This is a genomic window from Archangium gephyra (genome assembly GCF_042230915.1).
Taxonomy (GTDB): domain Bacteria; phylum Myxococcota; class Myxococcia; order Myxococcales; family Myxococcaceae; genus Archangium; species Archangium gephyra_B.
In genome coordinates this window covers 547,682-570,804 of sequence record NZ_CP102578.1, presented here as the reverse complement: position 1 = coordinate 570,804, position 23,123 = coordinate 547,682, and the positions used below count along the sequence as shown (strand labels likewise).

Here is a 23,123-nt window from a genome sequence, read left to right as displayed (position 1 = left end):
GTGCCCGGGAGTGCCCACCGGCCGGGGCCCCGCGCCGCTCAGCGCCCGCCCTGGCCCTGGGCCCGCAGCAGGTAGAAGACGTAGCCGTAGGAGGTGCCATAGCGGGTGTAGAGGTCGATCTCCCGCTCCGTCTCGGCGATGGCGGTGGCGAGGTCCGCGTCCCCCCGGGCGCGCTCGCGCAGCGAGGCCATGCGCGCCTCCAGGGGATGGTAGTACTCGTCCCACCACGCCGGGGCCGGCAGCACGAAGGTGTCCAGCACCTCGAAGCCGGCCTCGCGCGCCGTGGCGCTGTTGGAGGCGATGGTGCCCATGCGCGGGTAGGCCTCGCGCCAGAAGTCGGCGGCCTCGGGCGGCGGCGCGTCGGTGAGCCACGTGGCCTCGCTGGCGGCCAGCAGGCCCCCCTCGCGCAGCACCGGGTGCCACCGCCGCAGTCCCGCGCCCCAGCCCAGGACGTAGATGGCGCCCTCGGACCAGATGAGGTCCACGCTGCCCGGCGGATCCTCGAGCGCCGAGAAGTCCGCGCGCCGCGTGCGCACGAGGTGACCGAGTCCCTGGGCCGCCGCCTCGGCCTCCAGCCGCTCGAGGAAGGGCTGGTGCGAGTCCACGGCGGTGATGGCGGTGCCGAGCTCCCTCGCCAGCACGAGCGTCTGCCGCCCGGGCCCGCAGCCCAGGTCGAGCACCGTGGGAGAGGGCGGGAGGAGCGGGCGCAAACGGCGGAGCGCCTCACGGGTGCATTCATCACTCCCAGGCCCCTCGCGAGGCAGATCCGTATGCAACAGCAGGAAGGCGTCACCGAGCATGCTCTGAGCGTAATGTCAGGTGCGCCCCACGTCTCCGTCGAAGTGGCCCGGGGTGCCGCTCATGGACAGCCGTCCGGAAGGGTGAGGGCTCGCGGGCCTCGCCGCTCAGGCATGGAGCCGCCGGCGCATGACGCCGCGCACCGCGAGCGCCGCCGCCATGATGGCGATGCCCCGGGAGAGGATCTCCACCCCCACCACGATGCCCAGCGCCCACAGAGAGGAGGCGGGCAGCTGGGCGAAGATGATGACGCCCAGCGCCAGGGAGACGAGCCCGTAGGCCAGGTCCCAGCCCCAGCCCTCATAGCGGTCGGAGAGCGAGGTGATGCCCCGGAAGAGGCCGCTGGCGAAGAAGTAGCCGGCCATCAGGAGCGTCACCGCGAAGAGTCCGGCGCCCGGCCGGGCCACCACCATCGCCCCCACCACGAGGGAGAGGATGCCGCCCAGCAGGAACATCAAGAAGGGGCCCGTCTTGCGGACCCGGAAGGCGTGGACGAGCTCGAAGGCGCCCGCCACCACCAGCATGGCGCCGTAGAAGATGACGGAGAAGAGGCTGGTGAGGACGACCGCCCCCAGCGCCACGACGCCGAGGAGCGACAGGAGCAAGCCCATCACGAAGGGGCCACCCCACAGCCCCGCCGTGGTGCGGGAGCCGGGCGTGACGGGGTCGATGTTGGAGTCTGGGATTGCCATGGCGGACCTCTCGGGAGACCGGGTTGCCTCAGCAGGAACCTGGGGGTGTCCCGGAGCCCCGGCAAGCCTCGCCCGCCACCGGGACTCGCGGCGCGCCCGCACGTCCGCCCGGCTCATGGCGCCCCCGCGGAGGAGAGGGTGACGGTCTCCTCGTGGAGCGCCGGCCCCGGCGCGGGCACATGCCCGGGCACCAGCAACCGGTTCGCCATCTGGAAATAGCGCGCGGTGAGCTGGGGGCCTCGCAGCGAGAGGATGGCATAGGCGTGGTGGTCCAGCAGGCCGTCGTTGCCCAACCGGGTGCCGGGGACCCGCCGCGGAGGCCCGGACTCGCCCGGCGCGGGTACCAGTCCCGGGACGGGGCTGTTGTATTGCTCGTGCAGCAGCACCGGCACCGCGCCCGCGCCGATGCACCGGCCCCGCGCCAGCCCCGCGTAGGGCTCGTAGATGTGGAGGTTGTGCTCGTGCCCCCAGAACCAGACGGAGACGTCCCCGAGGATGGGGGCGAGCGCCCTTGCCAGGCGTGGGTTGAGCGCCAGCTTCCGGCCCTCCACGTCATGGCCCACGCTGGCCAGGGAGAAGAAGGGATGATGGGAGAGCAGCACGGTGCCCCGTCCCCCGGCGTGGCGGACCTTGTCCACCAGCCACTCCACCTCGGAGTCCTCCAGCCAGGTGAGGGTGTCCGCCAGCGCGCGCGGGTTGAAGTCGTGCAGGCCGGTGTCCAGGCCGAGCAGCTGCCAGTAGCGGTTGCGCAGGCAGAAGTAGCTGGCCGGCTGGCCGAGCCCTTCCAACAGCACCCGGTAGCCCTCGCCTCCGGAGTAGCGGTCATGGTTGCCGGAGAGGGCGAGCACCCGGGGCCACCGCGCGCCGAAGATGTCCGCGAAGACATCGAGGAAGTGCGCGCGCACCTCGTGGGGCGTCCCCGAATAGTAGATGTCCCCCAGGTGGAGGACGGCGTCCGGCTGGAAGGTGGAGATCTGCTCCAGCAGCGCCCGCGCGTCCGGCATGCCCGTGCCCCAATCCGCGAGCAGGGCCACCGTGGCCTCCTCCGGCAGCTCCGGCAGGATGAAGTCCTCCAGGGACGTGTGGCGCCGGTAGAAGGGCTCGCGGTGCAGCAGGAGCGCGCGCTCGTACTCCACCACCGACTCCACCCAGAGCGGATCGCAGGAGGCGAAGCGCAGCTCGCTCATCAGCCGCTGCACCTCCTCATGGTCCCCATGGAAGCGGGCGAGGGCCAGCCGGGCGCACAGCCGTGCACAGGCGCTGGCCCGCTGGAGACGGGAGGGCGGGCGCTCCACCTCGTGCGAGCCCGCGTGCTCCCGCGCGGCGGCGCTCGCGTCCTCCATGGCTGGGTGCTCCACCGAGGACTCCAGCCCCGCCGTCTCCCGCGCCCCGGCATTCCGGGAGAGCACCCGGTGCAGACACGACTGCCACAGCGCGAGGGCCGGATGGCGGACGGTGGAGGGGACCTTCGGCATGGGAGGAATCCGGCGCTAATGAATGGCCACCGGGGCTCCCTCCGGTGGCTCGGGGTGGGCGTCGCCGGGCACCTCCGTCCCGTCCGAGGGGCAGAGCACGGGGCGCCAGCGGCCATGGGGCGCGATGAGGGCATCGGCCTCGCGCGGGCCCCACGTCCCGGGCTCGTACTCGTGAAGCGGCGAGGTGCCGCGTAGGACGGGGTCCACCACCCGCCACGCCTCCTCCACCGCCTCCTGGCGCGCGAAGAGCGAGACGTCCCCGCGCATGGCATCGCCGAGCAGCCGCTCGTAGGGCTGCATCGTCCCGCCGGGCCGCTGGATGGCCACCAGGTCCACGTCCTCGCCGCGCATGGCGCCCCCGGGCCGCTTGGCGCGCGCGCCGATGGAGATGAGCACGTCGGGACCGAGCCGGAAGCGCACCGAGTTGGGGGAGGCCAGGGAGGGCTCCTCGAAGATGGGCCGAGGCGGGTGGTGGAGCTCCACGAAGACCTCGGTGGCGTTGGTGGGCAGGCACTTGCCCGAGCGGATGTAGAAGGGCACATCCGCCCACCGCCAGGAGTCGATGAACAGCCGCACCGCGGCGAACGTCTCCACCTGGGAGGAGGCAGACACGCCCCGCTCGCTCCGGTAGCCGCGGAACTGGCCGCGCACCACGCTGGCAGGGTCCAACGAGCGCATGGCCTTGAAGACGCGGGCCTTCTCGTCGCGCAGGTTCTCGGGGTCCGAGCAGAAGGGCGCCTCCATGGTCAGCAGCCCCACCACCTGGAGCAGGTGGTTCTGCAACACGTCGCGGATGGCACCCACCTCCTCGTAGAAGGCGCCCCGGCCCTGAACCCCGAAGCTCTCGGCGAGCGTCACCTGCACACTGCGCACGTGCTGCCGGTTCCAGATGGGCTCGAGGAAGACGTTGGCGAAGCGGAAGAAGAGCAGGTTCTGCACCGGCTCCTTCCCCAGGAAATGGTCGATGCGGAAGATGGCGGACTCGGGCAGGAAGCGGTGCAGCGTCTCGTTGAGCGCGCACGCGGAGGCCAGGTCCCTGCCGAAGGGCTTCTCCACCACCACCCGCGCCTGCTTCAGGCAGCTCGCGTGGGCCAGCCCCTCCACCACCGTGGCGAAGAGGCTCGGCGGAATGGCGAGGTAGTGCAGCGGGCGCGCCGCGTCCCCGAGGGCCTGGCGCACCTGCTCGAACGTCCTCGGGTCGCGGTAGTCCCCGTCCACGTAGCGCAACAGCTGGCCCAGGCGTTGGAAGGCGGCCTCGTCGAAGGAGCCGTGCTCCCGGATGCTGGCGCGCGCCCGCTCGCGCAGCTGCTCCAACCCCCAGCCCGCCTTGGCCACGCCGATGATGGGGACCGACAGCCCCGCACGGGACACCAGGGCCTGCAGCGCGGGGAAGATCTGCTTGTACGCGAGGTCTCCCGTGGCCCCGAAGAAGACGAGCGCATCCGAGACGGGAACGGCGGCCATGACTCACCCTCCTCCCTTCTTCTCCAGGTGTCCGCCGAACTCGAAGCGCATGGCGGACAGCAGCTTGTCGGCGAAGTCTCCCTGCCCGCGGCTGCGGAAGCGTTGGTTGAGGGCACTGCCGAGCACCGGCGCGGGCACGCCCTCGTCGATGGCCGCCGCCTGCGTCCACCGCCCCTCGCCCGAGTCGGAGACGTGGCCGGAGAACTCGCTCAGCTCGGGGTTGCCGCGCAGGGCGTGGGCGGTGAGGTCCAACAGCCAGGAGCCGATGACACTGCCGCGCCGCCACAGCTCGGCCACCTCGGGCAGGTCGAAGGCGTACTGGTAGTCCTCGGGGTTGCGCAGCGGCGCCGTCTCCGCGTCGGTGGCGTGCCGGTGCATCCCCACGTCGGCGTGGCGCAGGATGTTGAAGCCCTCGGCGTAGGCGGCCATGAGGCCGTACTCGATGCCGTTGTGCACCATCTTCACGAAGTGGCCCGCTCCGTTGGGCCCACAGTGCAGCCAGCCCTGCTCGGCCGGGGTCGGCGGTCCGTCACGTCCTGGCGTGCGCGGCGCGGCCTGGGCGCCCGGAGCCAGCGCGGTGAACACGGGCTCGAGCCGGCGCACCGGCTCCCGCTCGCCACCAATCATCAGGCAATAGCCCCGCTCCATCCCCCACACCCCGCCACTCACCCCCACGTCCACGTAGTGCAGGCCCCGCTCGCGCAACCGCGCCGCGCGCCGCAGGTCGTCGTGGTAGTACGAGTTGCCGCCGTCGATGAGGGTGTCCCCGGCCTCGAGCAACGGCACCAACTGCTCGAGCGCGCCGTCCACCACCGCCGCCGGCAGCATCAGCCAGACAGCGCGGGGAGCCTTCAGCTGGCGCACCAGGTCCTCGAGCGAGAAGGCACCCACCGCCCCTTCGCCATGGAGCTCCTCGACGACCTCCCGGCGCACGTCGGTGACGACACAACGGTGCCCCGTCCGGAGCAGCCGGCGCACCATGGCGGCGCCCATCCGGCCAAGGCCAATCATTCCCAGCTCCATGCTCCTCATTCCTCCTCGGGGAGCGTGGCCGGTCCGCCTTCGTCCGGCCCTCCCCCCCACGCGCGTGCGGCATCCGGGGCGCCCTCCTCAACCTGTGCACCTGCCGAGGGGCACGACAGCCGGGGCCGCCCGGAGCGCATGCCGAGGCCCACGTGCCCCCGACGGAGGACGGAACGGCCGAGCGGCCCCGGCTCGCCCGCTTGTCCCCCACGGCCCGGCTCCCCACGTTGCCAGTGACATGTCCCAGCCCATCGAGGACTACGCTCTCATCGGAGACACACACACGGCGGCGCTGGTGGGCCGAGACGGCTCCATCGACTGGCTGTGCCTGCCCCGCTTCGACTCGGGCGCCTGCTTCTCGGCCCTGCTTGGCGAGCCGAAGCATGGCCGCTGGCTGCTGGCCCCCGCGGAAGGCCCTCCGCGTCAGGTGCGGCGGCGCTACCGCCCGGAGACGCTCGTGCTGGAGACGGAGTTCACCACCCCCGAGGGCGTGGTGCGGGTGGTGGACTGCATGCCGCCGCGAGACCGGGTCCCGGACGTGCTGCGCGTGGTGGAGGGCGTGAAGGGCCAGGTGCGTATGCGCCTGGAGCTCGTCATCCGCTTCGACTACGGCTCGGTGGTGCCCTGGGTGACGAAGGCCGACGGAGCCCTGCACGCGGTGGCCGGGCCGGACGCGCTCATCCTGCACACCCCGGTGGCGGTGCACGGGCAGGGCCTCACCACGGTGGCGGACTTCACCGTGTCCGAGGGCCAGCGCGTCCCCTTCGTCCTGCGCTGGCACCCGTCCAACGAGTCCCCGCCGCCCGCGCTGGACGTGGAGGCGGAGGTGGCGGACACCGAGGCCTGGTGGCGGGAGTGGTCGAGCCACTGCGCCTACGGCGCTGGCCCCTGGCGCGAGGCCGTGCTCACCTCGTTGAGGGTGCTCAAGGCGCTCACCTACGCGCCCACGGGTGGAATCGTGGCGGCGGCCACCACCTCGCTGCCCGAGCGGCTCGGCGGCGTGCGCAACTGGGACTACCGTTTCTGCTGGCTGCGGGATGCCACCTTCACGCTGTATGCGCTGATGCTCAGCGGCTTCCAGGACGAGGCGGCAGCATGGCGGGACTGGCTGCTGCGCTCGGTGGCGGGAGACCCGGCGAAGCTTCAAATCATGTACGGCGTGGCCGGTGAGCGCCGCCTCACCGAACAGCCGCTGGAGTGGCTGCCAGGGTACGAGCACTCGCGGCCGGTGCGAACGGGCAACGCCGCCGTCCATCAGTTCCAGCTCGATGTCTTCGGCGAGCTGATGGATGCGCTGCACCAGGCGCGCCGCGTGGGAATCCCCACGGACCACCGGGCCTGGAAGCTGACGCGGGTGTTGATGGACTGGCTGGAGTCCGGATGGAAGCAGCCAGACGATGGCATCTGGGAGGTGCGCGGCCCGAAGCAGCACTTCACACACTCGAAGGTGATGGCGTGGGTGGCCTTCGACCGGGCGGTGAGGGCGGTGGAGGGCTTCGGGATGGAGGGACCGGTGGAGCGCTGGCGGAAGATCCGCGATGCCATCCACGCGGAGGTCCGCGAGCGCGCCTGGGACTCACGGCGTGGCGCCTTCACGCAGGCGTATGGCTCGTCGAGACTGGACGCGAGCCTGCTGTTGATGCCGCTGGTGGGTTTCCTCCCCTCCGAGGATCCGCGGATGGTGGGCACCGTGAGCGCCATCGAGCGGGAGTTGATGCACGGAGGCCTCGTGCGGCGCTACCCCGCCGATGAAGGAGACGGACTGCCCCGGGGCGAGGGCGTCTTCCTCGCCTGCTCGTTCTGGCTGGCGGACAACTACGTGCTGCAGGGCCGCGTGGACGAGGCCCGCGCGCTCTTCCAACGGTTGCTGGGTCTGCGCAACGACGTGGGGCTGCTCTCCGAGGAGTACGATCCCGACGAGAAGCGGCTGCTGGGCAACTTCCCCCAGGCGTTCTCCCACATGGGAGTGATCAACACGGCCTTCAACCTCACCGAGCACCTCACCAGCCCGGCCGAGCACCGGCAGAGTGGCAACGGAGAGCACTGAGGGTCCGGCTCGCGTCCAGCAGTAGGATGGGCCGGATGAGCTTCCCGCACCTCCGGAACTGGCTCGCACTGCTCTGCGTGGTGCTGAGCGCCTGTGCCACCTCGACGTCATCCGTGCGCGAGGAGGAGACGCTGGACGCAGTGGCCTCCTGGGAGGAGGCCCGGGCGGATCCGAGCTGCGTGGTGCCGCTGTGCGACGAGGAGCACTGTGCCCTCTGGCGGTGCCAGGACGTGGTGGAGGTGGACGACCATCCGGTGCTCCTGGCCTGGGCCAACGGTGCTCGCCTTCCGCTCCCCAGCCCGAGCCGCTGGTGGGGGCGCCCTCTCGTCGCGCCCCTGGGCACGGAACCCGTCTTCGAGATTCCCTGGCACAACTGGAACATCCGCGGACGCTACGCGGCCCTGGCACTCCGTCCTCCGTGCATTCCCTCGCGGGAGCCCATTGAAAAGCACCACATCTTTCCGCAGGAGCTGGCTGAATGGTTCAGGGTCAAGAAGCTCGACATTCACGCCTTCACCCTTCGCCTCCCCAAGAGCTTCCATCGCTGGCTGCACAGTGGCGGCTCCCAGGGCGGTCAGTGGAATGAGGCCTGGCGGCAGTTCCGGAACGAGAATCGAAATGCATCCCAGGAGGAGATGTGGAATTTCGCATTCGCGCTGATGGAACGGTTTCAAGTCCATGAGCGCCCGCTCGTGCCCTACTATTGCGACTGATGCCGACAGCAGGACGCTCCCCCATGAAATACTTCACCGTCGAGGAAGACAGAACTCCTCTCTATACGGGAGTCATTACCGGCTCGCACAAGTGGGGACTGCCTGGAGTCGACACCTGCCCTGCCTGCGGCGCCACCTGGGGTGACAACTCCAGAGCATATCCCTCGGTGGATCTGACCTCGGTGGCCTCACTGGCTGAATTCACAGACCCCTGGGCCGTACCCATCGAGGAGTACGAGCGGATGTGTGAGTTGGTACGTCCCTTCCTGCCCCCGGGAGCCCTGCTCGAACCGGGTACGACTCTTGGCCCCGCCGTGGGAACGGCGGTGGGTCGATTCGGGCAGCTCATGACTTCCTATCCCTCATGGCTGCTGGTCCAGCGCGAGGCCCTCGAGAAGCTCCAGGCCGAGGGCGTACAAGGGCTCAAGGGCGTCCCCACCCAGCTCCGGTTCCGCCAGCGCAACTCACCCGAGTTTTTCGAGCTGGAGCTCCTTCCCGTGGGCCGCTTGCACGCGGACTGTCTGCCCCCCGATCGTGAACCACCCTGTCCCCGCTGCGGCCGCGTTGCCCTGAGCCTGCCCGCCGAACGCCTGCTGGACGCCGCCACGCTTCCCAGTCACCTGGACGTGTTCCGTCTGGAGGACTTCTCCAATGTGCTCGTCTGCACCGAGCGCTTCGCCAAGGCCTGCAAGCGGCTGAAGTTGGATGGCGTTGTCTTCAACCCCGTCCCCATCTCCCGCCCCAAGAAGCGCGCCTCGCCGGTGAAGTGACGCCACTCATTGGGAGCGGCCGCAGCCGGCTCACGGTGCCGTGCCCGCGGCCACCTGTCCCTGACTCTCCGACAGCAGCCGCGGCAGCTCCGCCGCCTTGACGACCTCCAGTTCCTTCAGGCCCCCTCCGCAGCGCACCGCGTCCGCCCACCCGCGCGAGATCGGGTCGCGCGGGAAGACGAGGAAGCCCGCCTCGCCGCCGGGCCCATTCCAGGGCACCACGTACAGCCGCTCGGCCTGGTCGCGCGTCTTCTCATCATCCCCCAGCAGCGCTTGGATGATGCGAGCATCGGGCACGCCGGACTTCGACAGCAGCCTGGCCTTCTCGCACAGCTCCTCGTTGTCCCACCGCACCCTGCTGGGCAGGAAGCGCCACGAGCTCTGCGCCAGCGGCTCCCGGCTCGACACCAGCCAGCCCACGTGGTGGCCGATTCCCACCGTGGACATCGTCGCGCTGAAGAGCAGCACGAGGAGCGCCACCAGCGACGCGCTCCAGCGCACCGGCCACGGGCGCGCCTCCGCCTCCTCGGGGCGCAGCTGCCTCCACAACCGGCGCAGGAACAGGTGCGTGCCCACGCCCAGCACCGCGCCCACCCCCACCGTCTCGGCGATAGCGCCCCACCGCCACGTCACCTCCGGCACCACCCGCAGCAGGAAGGCCACCCACCCCAGCGCGAGCGTCAAGGGCACCTGGATCAGCCACTCCCGGCCGATGCAGATGAAGAACGACATCACGAAGAGCGCGCCGAGCACCCAGCTGACGACCTTCATCGCCTTCATGGGGCCGCGCCTCCCGCGAGCGCCTCGTGGATGGAGCCGATGGGCAGCTGGCGGATGTCCCCATCCGTGAAGAGCACCCACCGCTCGCGGCCGAAGAGGCCGGGCTCGTACGCCAGGGGCGCCGCGGGGGCGTCCGCCTTGTACCCGCTCACGTAGACGTAGTGCAGGCCCGAGCCGCCCACCACCCGCCAGCGCTCCTCGGGGATGCCCGGGGCCAGGTCACTCGGGGGGAACTCGTTCCCGTGCGCCGCCGCGTAGGCCCATAGCGCCACGCGCAGCTCCTCCAGCCGCTGGCGCCGCGCCTGGAGCACCAGCTCCTTCTCCGAGGGCAGCTCCGACTCCTTGAGCTCGTAGGTGGCGCCCTTCTTCTGCCACGCCCCGGGCGTCATCAGCTCGCGCCCGCCGGCGATCATCGACAGGACGAGCTGGAAGCCGAGCCCCCAGAGGAACACCAGCGCCAGCGCCGAGCCGAAGCCAAGCTTCGGCAGCCGGGGCACGTCGCGGCCCAGCCGGTTCCACAGCGCCCGCACCGCGAGCGTCACCAGCAGGAAGAGCACCAGGAAGAAGGAGATGGCCTGGAAGCGCTGCGAGGCGACTTCCGTCAGCAGGAAGCTCGGCATCCCGGCCAACGCCACGGCCGGGGTGAGCAGGAGCAGCACGAAGGGGAGACGCGAGGACACGGACGGCAGTCTGCCTCGTCCCCGCCCCCGGAGGCCATCCACCCACCGTCCGAGGTCAGACGCGGAAGGGGTCGGCGTGGTCCTGGGGCCAGAGCACCCGGGGCTCCTCGCCCTCGCGCACCAGGGCGATGAGGGCGCCCTCCAGCAGCTCCTCGTCGTCGAGCACCTCGAGCAAGGTGCGCAGGGCGATGTCCGGGTCCATCACCCGGCAGAAGACATTCATGCGCCCGGGCTGCGTCTCGCCGCCCTCCACCTCGCCGTTGCCCGTCCAGCCCAGCGCGTCCGTGAGCACCTCCTCCACCGAGTGGCGCTTCTGGAAGTCCTGCCCCGAGCCCTTGCCCTGCAGCGCGTACTGGATGACGAGCGGCACCATGGCCTCCGGGTCCGGCTCGTCATAGCCCTGATCCACCAGCGGCTCGGCCGCCTGGGCGATGACCATGTCCGGGTCCTCGTCCGCCGGGACGGGGCTGTCGCGCTGCTCCCCCATCTCTCCCACGGCGCCCTGGTGCACGGTGAGCGTGGCCTCCTGCACCCACGCCTCCCAGTAGCGGAGCGTGTCGCCTTCCTTCTTGTAGAGCCTCAGCACGCGCGCACTCTACACGCCGGGGACGCCCCGCCCGAATCAGAAGGCACGGCCCTGTCCACCATCCACCGGCACGGTGGCGCCCGTCACCCAGCGCGCCCGCTCGGAGCACAGGAAGACGACCACGTCGGCCACCTCCTCGGGCGTGCCGAAGCGGCCCCAGGGCAGCTCCTCGCGCACCAGCTTCTCCACCTTCTCCGGCTGCGCCTGCCGCCGCCTGTCCCAGCTGCCCCCGGGAAAGAGGATGGAGCCCGGCGCCACCCCGTTGACGCGGATGCGGTGGCGCGCCAGGTCCAACGCCATCTCCTTGGTGAGCGCCAGGAGGCCCGCCTTGGCCGCCGTATAGGGCGCGCTGGTGCCGTACTCGCGGCCGTAGATGGAGTTGATGTGCACGATGCAGCCGCCGCCCCGCGCCTTCATCACCTCCACCGCGTGCTGGCTGCACCACACGGAGGCCATGAGGTTGCGGTCCACCACGTCCTTCCACTGCGCGGCGGTGGCCACGTCGAAGGCTCCCGCGCCGCCGCTGCCGCCCACGTTGTTGACGAGCACGTCCAGCGTCCCGAAGGCCCGCACCGCCGCGTCCACCGCCGCCGCCGCGCCCTCGGGCGTGGCCACGTCTCCCGCCACGGTGACCACCTCGGCGCCGGACGCGCGCAGCTCCGCCGCCGCCTGCTCGAGGCCCTCCGCGCCGCGCGCGCTCAGACACACCCGCGCGCCCTCACGGGCCAGCGCCGTGACGATGGCCCGGCCGATGCCCCGGCTGCTGCCCGTCACGAGGGCCGCCCTGCCCTTCAATTCCAGATCCATGCAACACCTTCTACCCCGTTGAGTTCCCACGCATGAGGGCAATCCACTACGCGGGAATCACCACCGCGAAGGCAGTGTGTCTCCCCGTAGAGTGACACCGCGGCCGCCCCCCGGCCGCATGTCCCCCAAGGGAAGGTACTCGTGAAGACAACCCGTTGGTCGTTGCTGTTGGCGGGCCTCGCATCCATGGCCGGTGGATGCCAGCCCGAAGAGCCCGTGCAGACTCCCACCGCCGCGCTGGCGTCGCAGAAGGCCGCGCTGAGCGTGGGTACCTGGACGCTCAATGCGTCCTCACGGCTCGCGCATCCGGGAGGCCATACCGCCACCCTGCTGAGCGGTCCGGGCGACGTGCTGGTGACGGATGGCAGTGGCACCGAGGTGTACAACCCGTACACGAACTTCTGGCGGCGCACGGCGTCCATGACGACCAGCCGCACCTACCACACCGCGACGGAGCTCCCCTCGGGCAAGGTGCTGGTGGCCGGTGGCCGCACCAGTGACTGGTCCACCCTGTTCCCGAGCGCGGAGCTGTATGACCCGGCCACCGATACGTGGAGCCCCACCGGCTCCCTGTTCGTTCCCCGTTTCAACCACACCGCCGTGCGGCTCGACTCGGGCAAGGTGCTGGTGGCGGGCGGCAACCAGCCCGCGGGCCGCTACGGGCCGATCGGTCCCCCGGGAGAGGTGTACGACCCGGAGACGGGCACGTGGACCGAGGTCGCGGGCAGCTTCACCTCCCGCAGCCGCACCGGCGCGGCGGTGCTCTACTCGGGCAAGGTGCTGGTGACCGGCGGCTACAGGTACTGGCCCCCGGGCTCGGAATTCGCCTCCGCCGAGGTGAACATCTACGACCCCGCGACGAACTCGTGGTCCTATGCCCCCAATATGATCAGGGCCCGCCACGGCCACTCCGCCATCCGGCTCTACTCGGGCAACGTCCTCGTCGTCGGTGGCATCGACGGCGGCAACACGGTGGAGCTCTACGACCCGTACACCAATCAGTGGTCCCTGGGGCCGCCCCTGCCCTTCAACTCGACCCCCTTCTTCTCCGCGACGATGCTCTACTCGGGAGAGGTCCTGGTGACGGATGGCATCGGCCAGGCGGCGGTGTATGACCCCTCGACGAACACGTGGAACACCACCCCGTACATGAAGGTGGGGGGCCGCAGCGAGCCCTCGGCCACGCTGCTGCACACGGGAGAAGTGCTGTTCGTGGGCGGCAACAGCAGCTTCCCCAATTACGTGGAGCGCTTCACGCGCTGAGACGCAGCCCAGCGACACGTCGTCACTCCCGGCGGAGCGGGCCACGCGTCCGCTCCGCCCGCATTCCCCCCGAGGACTCCCGCATGAAGCTCATCCAGTCCGACGCCCACTCGGTGACGGCGCGGCACCTGCCGTGGGGCTACTGGCTGGTGGCGGGGCTGCTCGCCGTGGCTGCCTTCCGCTCGCGCACACCCGGGCTGGAGGGCCCTCTCGCCTGGATGCTGACGCTGCTCTTCCTGGCGGTGGCCCTGGTGGTGCTGGGCCTCTGGGGACAGGTGGTGACGCTCACCCTCGACTCGCGGCGGCGCGTCGCCGTGGTGCGGCGCTTCGGCCTGCTGGGCGCGAGGCCCACCTTCATCCGCCCGCTCGACGCCGTCAGCCTCCACCTGGAGCACACCGTCCACCGGGGCAACGGCGCCACCGTGCCCCTGTACCGGCTCATCCTGCAGGCCTCCGATGGCGAGAGCCTCGCGCTCACGCCCCACACCGTCCTGCAAGGTGGCGTGACGCGTGTCTCCGAGGAGCTCCAGGTCTTCCTGCTGCGCCACCGCTCCGGCGGCCCCGTCTCCTTCTGACGTACGTGTCCTGACGTGCGTGGATGATGGCGGGCCAGCGGGAGAGCGCTCAGCCGCTCGCCAGCGCAATGAGTCGCGCGCCCAACTGCATGACGGTCGATGCACTACCGCCGCTCGCTCCGGTGCACGGGTGGGCAACTGGCTCCTCGTGCGCACATTGCAGCCCCACGCGGCGCCAGCCGCGCCTGCACTCAGGAGCTGCACACGATGAGATATTGGAGAGCCCTTCCGGCCCTGCTCGCCTTCGCCACGGGCTGTGCCGTTCCCCTCGATGACGAGCCCACCGCCGACGAGCCGCCTTCCACCCTGGAGGCCGCCGTCACCTGGGAGCCCTGCTCCACCACGGCCCAACTGCTGTGGGACATCCACCCGGGAGCGCCGGGCTCGGATCCGGCGAGCCTGGTGCGCGGAGAGGACGGGCTCTTCTTCACCGCGGACGATGGCGTGCACGGGCGCGGGCTGTGGGTGAGCAGCGGCACGGGAGGCGTGGGCACCTCGCTGGTGAAGGATCTCCGCCCGGGGCTCGACAGCGCCGAGCCCAACGAGCTCACCGTGGCGGGCGGCAAGGTCTTCTTCACCGCGGACGATGGCGTGCACGGCCGCGAGCTGTGGGTGAGCGATGGAACCCCGGCCGGCACCTCCCTGGTGAAGGACATCCACCCGTCCCCGATGGACCTTGGCCCCTCGGGGCTGGTGGAGCTCAACGGGCGGGTCTACTTCGCCGCGGATGACGGCGTGCACGGGCGCGAGCTGTGGGTGAGCGACGGCACGGCCGCGGGCACCTTCCTGGTGGAGGACCTGTACCCGGGCGCGGATGTCTTCGACCCGGCCAGCCCCGGCTCGTCCAGCCCGCGCCGCATGGTGCGCACCCCGGATGCCCTCTACTTCGTCGCCAACGTGGGCGACGAGGTGAGGCTGTGGCGCAGCGTGGGCGTGCCGGGCGCGCGGCCCGTCTTCGAGGCGCCCGAGGACAATGTCGTCTTCAGCATGACGCCGGTGGGCAGCGAGTGGGTGTTCTTCCTCGTGGACAACGACGAGGGCGAGGCGAGCCTGTGGGTGACGCGGGGGACGCTCGGGAGCACGCGCGAGCTGCGCTTCTTCCATGGCGCCTACCCGCATGACCTGACGGCGCTGAACGGGAAGCTGTACTTCAGCGCGGGGCGGGCGCGGGGCGGGTTGGAGGGAGAGCCCGCGGGCGAGGAGCTGTGGGTGAGCGATGGCACGGTGCGGGGCACGCGGCTGCTCAAGGACATCCGCGCGGGAGCGGGAGACTCCAGGCCGGGCTCGCTCAAGGTGATGAACCGCCGGCTCTACTTCGCCGCGGACGACGGCAAGAGCGGCCGCGAGCTGTGGGTGAGCGATGGCACGTCGGGCGGCACGCGCCTCTTCAAGGATCTGGTGCTGGGGGCCGTGGGCTCGTCTCCCATGGAGCTGGCGCCCATCCAGGACACGCTCTTCTTCAGCGCGGAGACGCCGGAGCTGGGCCGTGAGGCGTGGGTGAGCAACGGCACGCCGGGCGGCACGCGCCCGCTCACGGAGGTGGTGCCAGGGCCCACGGGCTCCGCGCCGCGGGGCTTCATCCGCTCCGGCTGGGACGTCTTCTTCACCGCGGAGGACGGCGCACACGGCCGCGAGCCGTGGGCCCTGCCCTTCCGTCCCGAGGACCACTGCCGCCAGTAGGGCACCGGAGGGAGGGGCCGGGTGACCTCCGGGCGGACGGCGGGGGGACGCCGTGCCGCTCGTCCAGGAGGCGGCCGGGCGTGAACCGGTCTCCACGTCTCCGTCAGGCTGGGATTGCCCGCCTGCCGGTGACTCCCCACGTTTGCGGCGACGAGGGGGAGAGGAGTACGCCATGGTCCGCGGAACCAGCCGCCCCAGTCCCTACTTCACCACCCGGACACTCGTGGCGTACGCCGTCGCGTATGCCATTGCCGCCGGAGGCGTCGTGCTGGGCTACCTGCTGCGCTCGGTGCCCTGGCTCGCCGTGGGCCTCTGGCTCGCGGCCAGCCTCACGGTGCTGCTCATCGACCGGGCCATCGTCGAGCGCACGCCCCATGGACGCCACGAGGCCCCGGAGAACTTCGGCTCCATCTTCCAGGGCACGCCCGCGGCCCTCACCGTCATCGGCATCATGGCCCTGGCCGCCCTGCTCGTGTCGTTCCTCGCGCATTGGTAGGGAAGAGTCCCGTCACAACCGGGAAGTACCCCCATCTGTGAGAGAGACCCCCTCGCGGCAAGGAGTACTTCTCATGACGACCCCACCCACTTCCCTCAAGACGTTCGCGCTGTACGCCCTGGGCTACGCCCTCACCATCGCCTCGCTCATCCTCGAGGTCCGCCACGGCGGGGCGATCTTCGCGTTCATCGGATTCACGGGCTCGCTCGCGCTCACCGGCCACTGCGTGTACCGGACGGCCCGCGCGATGGCCTTCAGCCCCACGGCGGACCGCATGCGGGCCGTTCCCGTGCGCGCGGCGGCAGGAGAACCCCTCGTGGCCGCCTGACCCTGCCTGAGCCAAGCAAAGTAATTCCGTTCAGGGGGGAGGTCCCGGCCGCGAGCAGGAGCAACTGGTCCGACAGTCGGACCAGTCGGCACGCCGCGCGGCCGGAAGGTGCCCCGTTCTTTGCTGCGAGATGGAGAGGGGTCCTCTGGCGCTGGGAGAAAAGCGGCCCTCGCGCATGCGGCAGTGGAGCAGTTACGCTGACGGTGTCTCTGCTCGCCCATGACGCCCTCCCCCTCCACCCTGTCCATTGTCCGAGGGACACGCGAGCTGCGCCGCTTGCTGCGGCAGGCTGTCGACCTGCGCGGCCTCGACCTGGAGGGCTTCCGCCACTGGCTCACCCACCAGTTACCCTTCTGGGAATCGGACACAGCCTTCGTCCAGCGCGTCAGCATCCGCGACCTACGGCGAGCCCATCCCGAGCTCCGTGCGCTGGAGCGGGCCTGCCGTCACGCCGCCGCTGCGGACGAGGCCTCGCCCCACGCGGCGCGCCTGCTCCAGGTGGAAGAGGAGCTCACCCGGAGCGGCAAGGCCATCGCCGGGCTGGGTACCGCACTGGAGCGAGCCGAGCCAGAAGCGCAGCCGGGCCTGCGGCGGAAGCTCGAGGCCTTCCAAGATAGACAGCAGGCACTTCAGCGCGAGCAGGAGCAGCTGACCCGGGAGAGCCCTCCGCGACAGGAGTTGCTCCGGTTACGCGCGGAGTTGCAGCAACTCCGCTCGCGCCTCGGGCTGGAGCGCGCGGAAGCCGCGCTGGCCGAGCTGTTGCTGAACCAGGGGCGCCGCTCCGTGCACGCGGGCGGAGGCTTCGAGCAGCAGGCCCTCGCGCTGACGTGGCAGCACATCGTGCCCGAGCTGGTGCGGACCGAGTCCACCGCGCGGCTCCGGGTGCTCACGGGCGTCGGACTCGGGGCCGCGAGGACCGAGCTCGACCAACTCCTCATCCGTCAGCCGCGCCGCGCCGGGGAGCCGGTGGAGGTGCTCGCCCTGGTCGAGGTGAAGCGCAACCTCAATGACCTGGCCCACGGCTTCCGCCGCCGCCAGGAGAACCTCGCCTGGTTCACGGGGGATGAAAGACATTACGAGCCGCTGGAGTATCGGACCCGCCACTTCCGCTCCGGGCACTTCGACCGCGAGGCCGTGCACGAGCAGGACGGCGAGCGCTTCGTCTTCGCACCCGGCTCCTTCCATCACTTCCGGCGGGAGCCCGGCCCCGGCCCCTTCCTGCGCCGCCTGTACTTCATCACCCGGACGGGCACCCTGGCTGGAGTCTCCACCGCGGCGCTGGCCCGCATCCGCCACCGCGTCGCGACCGATGAGCGGTGGCGGCTCCAGGACGACGCCTCCCTGCGCGAGTTGCTGCGCTGGTGCCAGTCCCTGGCGGAGCCCCTGGAGACTCCGGACGTGTTACGGCTGTACTGCTCCGTCCCGGGGCGAGCCCGGCAGGTGCTGGTCGCCAGCCGGTAGCCGCCTCAGCTCCACGTGCGCTGCTGGTTCTTCGCGTTCTTCTCCCGGAACGCCTGCTCCAGGTCCACGCCCACGCGGTTGGAGATGGCCAGCAGGTAGTTGAAGACGTCCACCAGCTCCTCCGCGAGGTTCGCCCGGGCCTGCTCGGTCGGCGTGCCCTGGCCCTCGTCGAAGAGCTTGTTGTAGCGGCGCACCGCCTTGAACAGCTCGCCCATCTCCTCGCCCATGAGGAAACAGTTGTGCACCAGGTCCACCTTCAACCATCCGTGCATCGTCTCCAGCTCGTGGATGTACCGCTGGTACTCCTTCATCGCCGCGCCTTCGGGGAGCGTAATCATGTCTTCCTTCCTCGCTGGCGGGACTCCTGGCTGTCAACCACGGCGCTCAACGGGGAGCGTTCGCGGTGACCTCCGTGAGGAGTCCCTGACGGTAGAGCCAGCCCATGATGGCAACACCCCGCCGGAGCGGCACCTGCCTCGCCCACCTGTCCGCGAGCTGCGGCATCGTCAGTCCCTCGCCGGGCGCCTCGCCGAGCAACTCCACGAGCGGCGCCAGCTCGACGCCATCGAGCCAGGCCACAGGTCTCGCGAACCGGGGATGGCTCAGCGCCCGGCGCAGCTCGATGACGTCTCCGACGATGCAGGGCGTGTCCACCAGGGCCGCCTCGCTCGCCAGGCGCCAGCGGCGATGGCCGAGGCCGTCCTCCCCCAGCGGCGGCCTCACCTCGGGCGGGGCCGCGGGGGCCAACGCGAGGGCCCGGCGCTTCCAGAAGGGCCGGTCCTGGTAGCTCCGGGGCTCCCGGTAGTACCCCGCCGCCCAGGATGCGTGCTGCTCGGCGGAGGAGCGCTGATCCTCCGTGTAGAAGCGCAGCGCAGCCTCCGCGTGCTCGGGCCGGACGAGCAGGGTGTGCACCGCCGCGGCGCCGCTCAGGGCCGTCTGCAACGCCTTCTGCACACCCGAGGAGGACAGCGGATCAATGGAGAAGCTGGCCTCGCCCACCTTGATGCAGTCCCGCTCGATGGGCACGGTGTCGCGGTAACAGGTCGCGTCGCAGGCGGACACGCTCCCCACCAGGCGGGGCGCCGTCCAGGCCTCCAACAGACCCGAGCGGCCCAGCAGCTCCCGGTAGAAGGACTCCAGCGTCCGCCGCCCGATGCCCCGCTCGCGCAGCAGCTCCGGGTCCATGAAGGCCATGGCGTTGAAGGTGCCATCCGGCAGGTGCGCGCCCCAGTACCAGCCATCCGGCCCCGCCTCCACGCGCGTCTCCGGGCCGTGGGGCGTCTCCCCCCGCCAATAGCCATACAACGCCAGGGTGCGCGCGGAGACGGCCAGCTTCCGTCCGCCCAAGCACGCCGTGCGCCCGCTCGCGTCCGCGAGGAACCGCGCCGAGACGAGCCGCCGCCTCCCCTCGTGGAGGACCGGCAGCTCCCAGCCGCCCGCCACCCGCTCGGGCCGCTGCGCCAGGGCCGGCTGAAGCACCCTCACGCCCGCCGAGGCCGCCGCGCCCAGCAACAGCGCATCGAAACGCCCCCGGTCCACCAGCAGTCCGGGCGCTCCCGCCCGCCCGCGCACGCGCCTGCCGGTGGGCTCCTCCCAGTGGACGAGCGCCTCCAGCGCGGGCAGGAAGCCTCCCCGCCGCACCGCCTCCACCACCCCGAGCGCGTCGAGCAGCGGCCACACTCCGGGCGTCAGCGACTCCCCCACGTGGGGCCGGGGAAAGGCGTGACGCTCCACGACACAGACGTCATGGCCGAGCCGCGCCAGCCGCAGGGCGAGCGCGGCCCCCGCTGGCCCTCCGCCGATGACGCACACCTCCGTCTCGAGCCGTGCCTCCACGCCACTCACCCAGCGGTGGGGGCCAGGCCGAAGTAGTCCGGCCGGGCGTGGGAGAGCCGGCCGTAGGCCTCCAGGCAGTAGTGCAGCCAGCCGCGGATGTAGTCGCAGGCGGGGCGCCCGCGCTGGATGACCTCGTGGTGGCACCCGCCGCTGCACATGTACCGCGCCCAGCACGAGCGGCACGGCTCCTGGCGATGCACGTGACGCTCCGTGAGCCAGCGCGCCTGCCGCGCCCGATCCACCCCCGTGGCCAGGTCGCCCATGGCGCCCTCCTCGTCTCCCACGAAGCGGTGGCACGCGGCCAGCTCGCCGCTGGCGGAGACGCCGAGGTAGCCCGCGCCGGCTCCGCAGGGATAGGGCCGGTGGGTGCCCTTGTGGATCTCCCGCATGGCGTTGACCATGTTGGAGAAGGGGTAGCGCTGGTCGGCGATGAGCCGCCGCTCGAACTCCCGCCCGCAGTCCACCATCTGCTCGAGCATCACCTCCAGCTCGGCGTGTCCCAGCTCATCACGCCCCGTGGGCGAGCTGAGCATGGGCGAGAAGCCGACGCTGTGAAACCCCATGTCCACGAACGCGTCGAGCGTCTCGCGCAGCGCCAGGTTGCGCGGCGTGACGGTGACGCGCGCGGAGACCTGCATCCGCCGCTGCCGGGAGAGCAACGGCGCCACGTTCTCCATCACCCGCGCGAAGCTGCCCTGGCCGCCCTTGAAGGCGCGCAGCCGGTCATGCGTCTCCTGGAGCCCGTCCAGGCTCACCGTCACCGCGAAGCCGTGCTCCTCCAGGAAGTCGGCGTCCTCGGCGTTCAGCAGCGTGCCATTGGTGGTGAGCGACAGGGTCAGCGAAACGCCCCGGGCCCGCGCCTGCTCCTGGGCCCGCTGCGTCGCGGCTCGGATGACGCTCCGGTTGAAGAGGGGCTCGCCTCCGAGGAACGACAGGTTGACGCGCTCACCCCGGCCCACGTCGCTCAGCAGCAGGTCCACCGCCTCCAGCGCCGTACTCAGTGGCATGTTGCGCGCCGGGCCGCCGAAGTCTCCCTGCTGCGCATAGCAGTACGTGCAGCCCAGGTTGCACTTCTGCGCCACCGCCAGCGAGAGCGCCCGCACCGGCGGCGACTCCACCGGCTGGTCATCGATGAAGGGGGCCTCGGAGACGCCCAGCGCCTCCAGCTGCCGTTGCAGCGACGCCTCGTCCCGCGCCAGCCGCGCACGCTCCAGGGCCTCGAACACCTCGGCGTCCACGTCGAAGAGGCGGCTGCCGTTCACCACCAGCAGGTGCCGGCCCTGCTCCGTCTGGAAGAGGTGCACGGACGGCGCCTGAGGCGTGGACAGCGAGAAGAGCCGCCGCGCCTCACTTGGAGCGTGCATCCGGGGCCTCTCCCTCCGGCAGGGCCACCATGTCCTGGTCGCGCCCCTCCACCTGGAAGTGCAGGGACTCCTGCCAGTGGCGGAACAGGTCGTCATACGAGACGAGCCGGCTGTCATCGCGGTTGTCCAGCACGTACTGCTGGGGGGCCTCGGGGCTCCGGTCCTTCTGCAGCCAGTTGATGCCCACGCTGGTGCCCTGCGGGCCCTGCTCCACGCTCACGTAGTCCGGGCGGCTCGCGGCCCAGTAGTAGCAGGCGCACTCGCGGTAGTCGTTCTGCCACGGCGAGCACAGGCCCTGGGTCAGCTCGCCCGGCTCGGCCAGCTCCTGGGCGATGACGGCCAGGGGGCCCTGCTCGCCCCGCGCGAAGAGGGGCCGCAGCTCCAGCTCCTCGACGAGCAGCTGCTTCTTGTCCGTGGGGATGGCGGCCGGCAGCTCGGACTCCTTCAGGGTGAACTCGCACCGCACCTTCTTGCCCGCCTTGGTGTGCAGCAGCTCCGCCAGGGCGTTGGACCACTCCATGAAGGTGACGCCCTCGGGGTTGAGCGAGGTGGTGAGCTGGATGGGGTCCGCCCCGGGACTCTGGGGGCCCATGACGGGCACGACGAGCGGCAGCCCGTCCACGCGCAACAGCCGGTGGCCCACCAGGCGCTCGAGGTGGGGCTCCGCGTCGAGCACGTAGTTGTCCGCCTCGTGCAGGGTGATACCGACGAAGATGCGGCGCCACACGTTGCGGAAGTCGAACTCCAGCCCCGGGAAGCAGTTGGAGATGGCGGACGAGGGCAGCGTGCCGGGAGGATTGCCGGCGGCCCGGTAATGGAGCTGCGCGGACAGGTTCTTCGGATCGAGCTTCTTCATTCCTTCTCTCCCCCGTCCTTGTCCGGCGTGGTCTGCTGGAACTGGGCCCTGCGCGCGGCCTTGCGGATGATGTCCACCTGCCTGCGGGTGAGCGCCAGGGCGCGCCCGTCCGCGCCTCGCATCAGCGCGGGCATCTTGCGGCGCCCCTTGTTGCTCAAGTCTCCCACCTCGTCGTGGCGCCGCAGCACGTCCGAGAACCAGGGCGCCGCCCCGCTGCGCAGCGCCGTGAAGACGTTCTGGTGCAGGGACTTGATGGTGAGGTTGTCCACCAGCGAGGGAGCCATGATGGGCTCGAAGAGGCGGCCGGTGTCCCCCGTGTCCTGGCGCACCATGGTGCTGGCCACGTCCACCTGGCCATTCACCGTGTTGCCGTTCATCACCGCGGTGTTCATCAGCCGGATGGTCTCGAAGGCCCGCCGGACGATGTCCTCGGCCGCCTCGAGCGAGGCCTCGCGCGGGTTGGCCTCCGGGCCGAGGAGCGCCTGCTCCAGGTCATCCGCCACCGTGCGCACCGGGAAGCTGTCCGGAGCGAAGGCGGGCGGCCCCGCGCCAATGCGGGCGAAGGCCTTCAGCGGCTCGGCCGCGCCCTTGAGCTTGAGCTGCACGTGCACCAGGCCATCGCACTCGTCGTCGATGTACCCGTAGCTCACCTGCTCCTGCTCGCCCTTCTTGTTGACCCGCTGGTAGCCGGCGTAGATCTGCGCGGGCATGGTCAGCGTGGGGCCCGCGCTCTCGGCGTAGCCCTGCCACGTGCCCTTCTTGGGGTCATAGAGCACGTCCGCGATGTTCTCGTCCGGGTTGGACTTGCCATCCGCGCCCTTCAGGTCATGGCTGGAGCCGTACACCTTGCCGTGCGCGGGGGTGAAGCGCAGGCGGATCTCCGGGAACTCCTCGGTGGGCCGGAGGTAGCGCACCGAGCCCAGCGGCAGCACCTTGCCCGTCCGGAAGTTGCGGCACTGGCCCTCCAGCTCATGGAGGGCGTGGTCGGAGAAGCGCCCGGTGCTCGCGAGGATCTTGTCGTTGCGCTCCCCGGTGCGCCGGAAGATCTTGATGTTGCCGACGCGCACCTCCCACTTCACGTCCGAGGGGCCCAGCCCGTTCTCGGCGAGCAGCTCCAGGGTGAGCGGCACCAGGCTGTCCTTCGAGGTGACGGCCCACACCTCGAGGAACGGGGCCACGGGCCGGATGTGGCCCTCGGACGACTTGAAGCGGATCTCCTTGGGCAGGAAGGCCTGGGAGATGGCGCCCGTCACCGGGTCCACGCGGAAGGTGGGGGCCGGCTTGAGGCGCCGGAAGCCGAGCGGATCCTCGGGGTCCACCTCGAGCTCGTAGTTGTCGAGCGGCTCCGAGGCGGCGCCGAGACGCGCGATGGCCAGGGGGGGAAGGATTCGCAATTCCTTGATGGTCACGCCAGTTCCTCCGGTGAGGC

General features: G+C 71.0%; 23 protein-coding genes. 9 read left to right on the top strand and 14 right to left on the bottom strand.

Annotated elements, in window-relative coordinates; genetic code table 11:
* Positions 1 to 38: 38 nt before the first annotated feature.
* The 5 genes from NR798_RS02350 to gnd form a co-directional block, all read right to left on the bottom strand.
* On the bottom strand, positions 39 to 710 hold the full coding sequence (locus NR798_RS02350; RefSeq protein ID WP_375769750.1) for an SAM-dependent methyltransferase: 672 nt from the start codon (positions 708 to 710) through the stop codon (positions 39 to 41).
* Positions 711 to 905: 195 nt separating this feature from the next.
* Positions 906 to 1,490 carry an HdeD family acid-resistance protein gene (locus tag NR798_RS02345; RefSeq protein ID WP_375769749.1) on the bottom strand — a complete coding sequence of 195 codons (585 nt, stop codon included), beginning with the start codon at positions 1,488 to 1,490 and terminating at the stop codon, positions 906 to 908.
* Positions 1,491 to 1,603: 113 nt separating this feature from the next.
* Complete coding sequence (locus tag NR798_RS02340) at positions 1,604 to 2,965, bottom strand: metallophosphoesterase family protein (RefSeq protein WP_375769748.1); 1,362 nt, start codon at positions 2,963 to 2,965, stop codon at positions 1,604 to 1,606.
* Between the two features lie 15 nt (positions 2,966 to 2,980).
* Complete coding sequence (gene zwf / locus NR798_RS02335; protein WP_375769747.1) at positions 2,981 to 4,429, bottom strand: glucose-6-phosphate dehydrogenase; 1,449 nt, start codon at positions 4,427 to 4,429, stop codon at positions 2,981 to 2,983.
* A 3-nt stretch (positions 4,430 to 4,432) separates the two neighbouring features.
* Positions 4,433 to 5,452, bottom strand: a complete 1,020-nt coding sequence (gene gnd, locus NR798_RS02330) for a phosphogluconate dehydrogenase (NAD(+)-dependent, decarboxylating) (RefSeq protein WP_375769746.1) — start codon at positions 5,450 to 5,452, stop codon at positions 4,433 to 4,435.
* 238 nt (positions 5,453 to 5,690) lie between these two features.
* Between gnd and NR798_RS02325 the strand changes: the two genes are divergently transcribed.
* From NR798_RS02325 to NR798_RS02315, 3 genes are read left to right on the top strand one after another with little or no spacing between them, the layout of a single operon-like run.
* Complete coding sequence (locus NR798_RS02325) at positions 5,691 to 7,499, top strand: glycoside hydrolase family 15 protein (protein WP_375769745.1); 1,809 nt, start codon at positions 5,691 to 5,693, stop codon at positions 7,497 to 7,499.
* A gap of 35 nt (positions 7,500 to 7,534) precedes the next feature.
* Positions 7,535 to 8,212, top strand: coding sequence for a TIGR02269 family lipoprotein (locus NR798_RS02320; protein ID WP_375769744.1), 678 nt, complete (start codon positions 7,535 to 7,537; stop codon positions 8,210 to 8,212).
* Positions 8,212 to 8,982: a double-CXXCG motif protein gene (locus NR798_RS02315; RefSeq protein ID WP_375769743.1), complete on the top strand. Its 771-nt coding sequence runs from the start codon at positions 8,212 to 8,214 to the stop codon at positions 8,980 to 8,982. The genes NR798_RS02320 and NR798_RS02315 overlap by 1 nt, the downstream gene beginning before the upstream one ends.
* Positions 8,983 to 9,012: 30 nt before the next feature.
* On the opposite strand, the gene NR798_RS02310 is transcribed toward NR798_RS02315, so the two are convergent.
* From NR798_RS02310 to NR798_RS02295, 4 genes are read right to left on the bottom strand one after another with little or no spacing between them, the layout of a single operon-like run.
* Positions 9,013 to 9,762 (bottom strand): hypothetical protein, encoded by a 750-nt coding sequence (locus NR798_RS02310; protein ID WP_375769742.1) that lies wholly within the window; start codon positions 9,760 to 9,762, stop codon positions 9,013 to 9,015.
* Positions 9,759 to 10,442 (bottom strand): hypothetical protein, encoded by a 684-nt coding sequence (locus tag NR798_RS02305; RefSeq protein WP_375769741.1) that lies wholly within the window; start codon positions 10,440 to 10,442, stop codon positions 9,759 to 9,761. Before NR798_RS02305 ends, NR798_RS02310 begins: the two co-directional genes overlap by 4 nt.
* A gap of 55 nt (positions 10,443 to 10,497) precedes the next feature.
* The gene (locus NR798_RS02300; RefSeq protein ID WP_375769740.1) at positions 10,498 to 11,028 is read right to left on the bottom strand and encodes a hypothetical protein; all 531 of its coding nucleotides are present in this window, start codon (positions 11,026 to 11,028) and stop codon (positions 10,498 to 10,500) included.
* Between the two features lie 36 nt (positions 11,029 to 11,064).
* Positions 11,065 to 11,835 (bottom strand): SDR family NAD(P)-dependent oxidoreductase, encoded by a 771-nt coding sequence (locus tag NR798_RS02295; protein WP_375769739.1) that lies wholly within the window; start codon positions 11,833 to 11,835, stop codon positions 11,065 to 11,067.
* A 141-nt stretch (positions 11,836 to 11,976) separates the two neighbouring features.
* On the opposite strand from NR798_RS02295, the gene NR798_RS02290 reads away from it, so the two are divergent.
* From NR798_RS02290 to NR798_RS02265, 6 genes are all read left to right on the top strand, one after another.
* Positions 11,977 to 13,098, top strand: a complete 1,122-nt coding sequence (locus NR798_RS02290; RefSeq protein ID WP_375769738.1) for a Kelch repeat-containing protein — start codon at positions 11,977 to 11,979, stop codon at positions 13,096 to 13,098.
* A gap of 83 nt (positions 13,099 to 13,181) precedes the next feature.
* On the top strand, positions 13,182 to 13,673 hold the full coding sequence (locus NR798_RS02285) for a hypothetical protein (RefSeq protein ID WP_375769737.1): 492 nt from the start codon (positions 13,182 to 13,184) through the stop codon (positions 13,671 to 13,673).
* A 207-nt stretch (positions 13,674 to 13,880) separates the two neighbouring features.
* Positions 13,881 to 15,353, top strand: coding sequence for an ELWxxDGT repeat protein (locus NR798_RS02280; protein WP_375769736.1), 1,473 nt, complete (start codon positions 13,881 to 13,883; stop codon positions 15,351 to 15,353).
* Positions 15,354 to 15,525: 172 nt separating this feature from the next.
* Positions 15,526 to 15,849, top strand: coding sequence for a hypothetical protein (locus NR798_RS02275; RefSeq protein ID WP_375769735.1), 324 nt, complete (start codon positions 15,526 to 15,528; stop codon positions 15,847 to 15,849).
* A 73-nt stretch (positions 15,850 to 15,922) separates the two neighbouring features.
* Positions 15,923 to 16,177, top strand: a complete 255-nt coding sequence (locus tag NR798_RS02270) for a hypothetical protein (RefSeq protein WP_375769734.1) — start codon at positions 15,923 to 15,925, stop codon at positions 16,175 to 16,177.
* Positions 16,178 to 16,396: 219 nt separating this feature from the next.
* Positions 16,397 to 17,638: an OmpH family outer membrane protein gene (locus NR798_RS02265; protein WP_375769733.1), complete on the top strand. Its 1,242-nt coding sequence runs from the start codon at positions 16,397 to 16,399 to the stop codon at positions 17,636 to 17,638.
* 5 nt (positions 17,639 to 17,643) lie between these two features.
* Here the strand turns inward: NR798_RS02265 and NR798_RS02260 are convergent, their stop codons facing one another.
* The 5 genes from NR798_RS02260 to NR798_RS02240 are packed head-to-tail and all read right to left on the bottom strand — an operon-like array spanning position 17,644 to position 23,103.
* Positions 17,644 to 17,976 carry a MazG nucleotide pyrophosphohydrolase domain-containing protein gene (locus NR798_RS02260; RefSeq protein WP_375769732.1) on the bottom strand — a complete coding sequence of 111 codons (333 nt, stop codon included), beginning with the start codon at positions 17,974 to 17,976 and terminating at the stop codon, positions 17,644 to 17,646.
* 46 nt (positions 17,977 to 18,022) lie between these two features.
* Positions 18,023 to 19,474: an NAD(P)/FAD-dependent oxidoreductase gene (locus NR798_RS02255; protein ID WP_375769731.1), complete on the bottom strand. Its 1,452-nt coding sequence runs from the start codon at positions 19,472 to 19,474 to the stop codon at positions 18,023 to 18,025.
* Positions 19,475 to 19,479: 5 nt separating this feature from the next.
* Complete coding sequence (locus NR798_RS02250) at positions 19,480 to 20,838, bottom strand: radical SAM protein (protein WP_375769730.1); 1,359 nt, start codon at positions 20,836 to 20,838, stop codon at positions 19,480 to 19,482.
* Positions 20,822 to 21,694, bottom strand: a complete 873-nt coding sequence (locus NR798_RS02245; RefSeq protein ID WP_375769729.1) for a hypothetical protein — start codon at positions 21,692 to 21,694, stop codon at positions 20,822 to 20,824. Before NR798_RS02245 ends, NR798_RS02250 begins: the two co-directional genes overlap by 17 nt.
* Positions 21,691 to 23,103, bottom strand: a complete 1,413-nt coding sequence (locus NR798_RS02240; RefSeq protein ID WP_375769728.1) for a hypothetical protein — start codon at positions 23,101 to 23,103, stop codon at positions 21,691 to 21,693. The genes NR798_RS02245 and NR798_RS02240 overlap by 4 nt, the downstream gene beginning before the upstream one ends.
* Between the last annotated feature and the right edge of the window lie 20 nt (positions 23,104 to 23,123).

Coding starts and splice junctions, on each gene's coding strand:
- NR798_RS02315 (WP_375769743.1), top strand. CDS start 8,212: ATGCCGACAGCAGGACGCTCCCCCATGAAATACTTCACCGTCGAGGAA.
- gnd (WP_375769746.1), bottom strand. CDS start 5,452: ATGGAGCTGGGAATGATTGGCCTTGGCCGGATGGGCGCCGCCATGGTG.
- NR798_RS02250 (WP_375769730.1), bottom strand. CDS start 20,838: ATGCACGCTCCAAGTGAGGCGCGGCGGCTCTTCTCGCTGTCCACGCCT.
- zwf (WP_375769747.1), bottom strand. CDS start 4,429: ATGGCCGCCGTTCCCGTCTCGGATGCGCTCGTCTTCTTCGGGGCCACG.
- NR798_RS02270 (WP_375769734.1), top strand. CDS start 15,923: ATGACGACCCCACCCACTTCCCTCAAGACGTTCGCGCTGTACGCCCTG.
- NR798_RS02345 (WP_375769749.1), bottom strand. CDS start 1,490: ATGGCAATCCCAGACTCCAACATCGACCCCGTCACGCCCGGCTCCCGC.
- NR798_RS02340 (WP_375769748.1), bottom strand. CDS start 2,965: ATGCCGAAGGTCCCCTCCACCGTCCGCCATCCGGCCCTCGCGCTGTGG.
- NR798_RS02265 (WP_375769733.1), top strand. CDS start 16,397: ATGACGCCCTCCCCCTCCACCCTGTCCATTGTCCGAGGGACACGCGAG.
- NR798_RS02275 (WP_375769735.1), top strand. CDS start 15,526: ATGGTCCGCGGAACCAGCCGCCCCAGTCCCTACTTCACCACCCGGACA.
- NR798_RS02325 (WP_375769745.1), top strand. CDS start 5,691: ATGTCCCAGCCCATCGAGGACTACGCTCTCATCGGAGACACACACACG.
- NR798_RS02280 (WP_375769736.1), top strand. CDS start 13,881: ATGAGATATTGGAGAGCCCTTCCGGCCCTGCTCGCCTTCGCCACGGGC.
- NR798_RS02285 (WP_375769737.1), top strand. CDS start 13,182: ATGAAGCTCATCCAGTCCGACGCCCACTCGGTGACGGCGCGGCACCTG.
- NR798_RS02295 (WP_375769739.1), bottom strand. CDS start 11,835: ATGGATCTGGAATTGAAGGGCAGGGCGGCCCTCGTGACGGGCAGCAGC.
- NR798_RS02310 (WP_375769742.1), bottom strand. CDS start 9,762: ATGAAGGCGATGAAGGTCGTCAGCTGGGTGCTCGGCGCGCTCTTCGTG.
- NR798_RS02320 (WP_375769744.1), top strand. CDS start 7,535: ATGAGCTTCCCGCACCTCCGGAACTGGCTCGCACTGCTCTGCGTGGTG.
- NR798_RS02260 (WP_375769732.1), bottom strand. CDS start 17,976: ATGATTACGCTCCCCGAAGGCGCGGCGATGAAGGAGTACCAGCGGTAC.
- NR798_RS02245 (WP_375769729.1), bottom strand. CDS start 21,694: ATGAAGAAGCTCGATCCGAAGAACCTGTCCGCGCAGCTCCATTACCGG.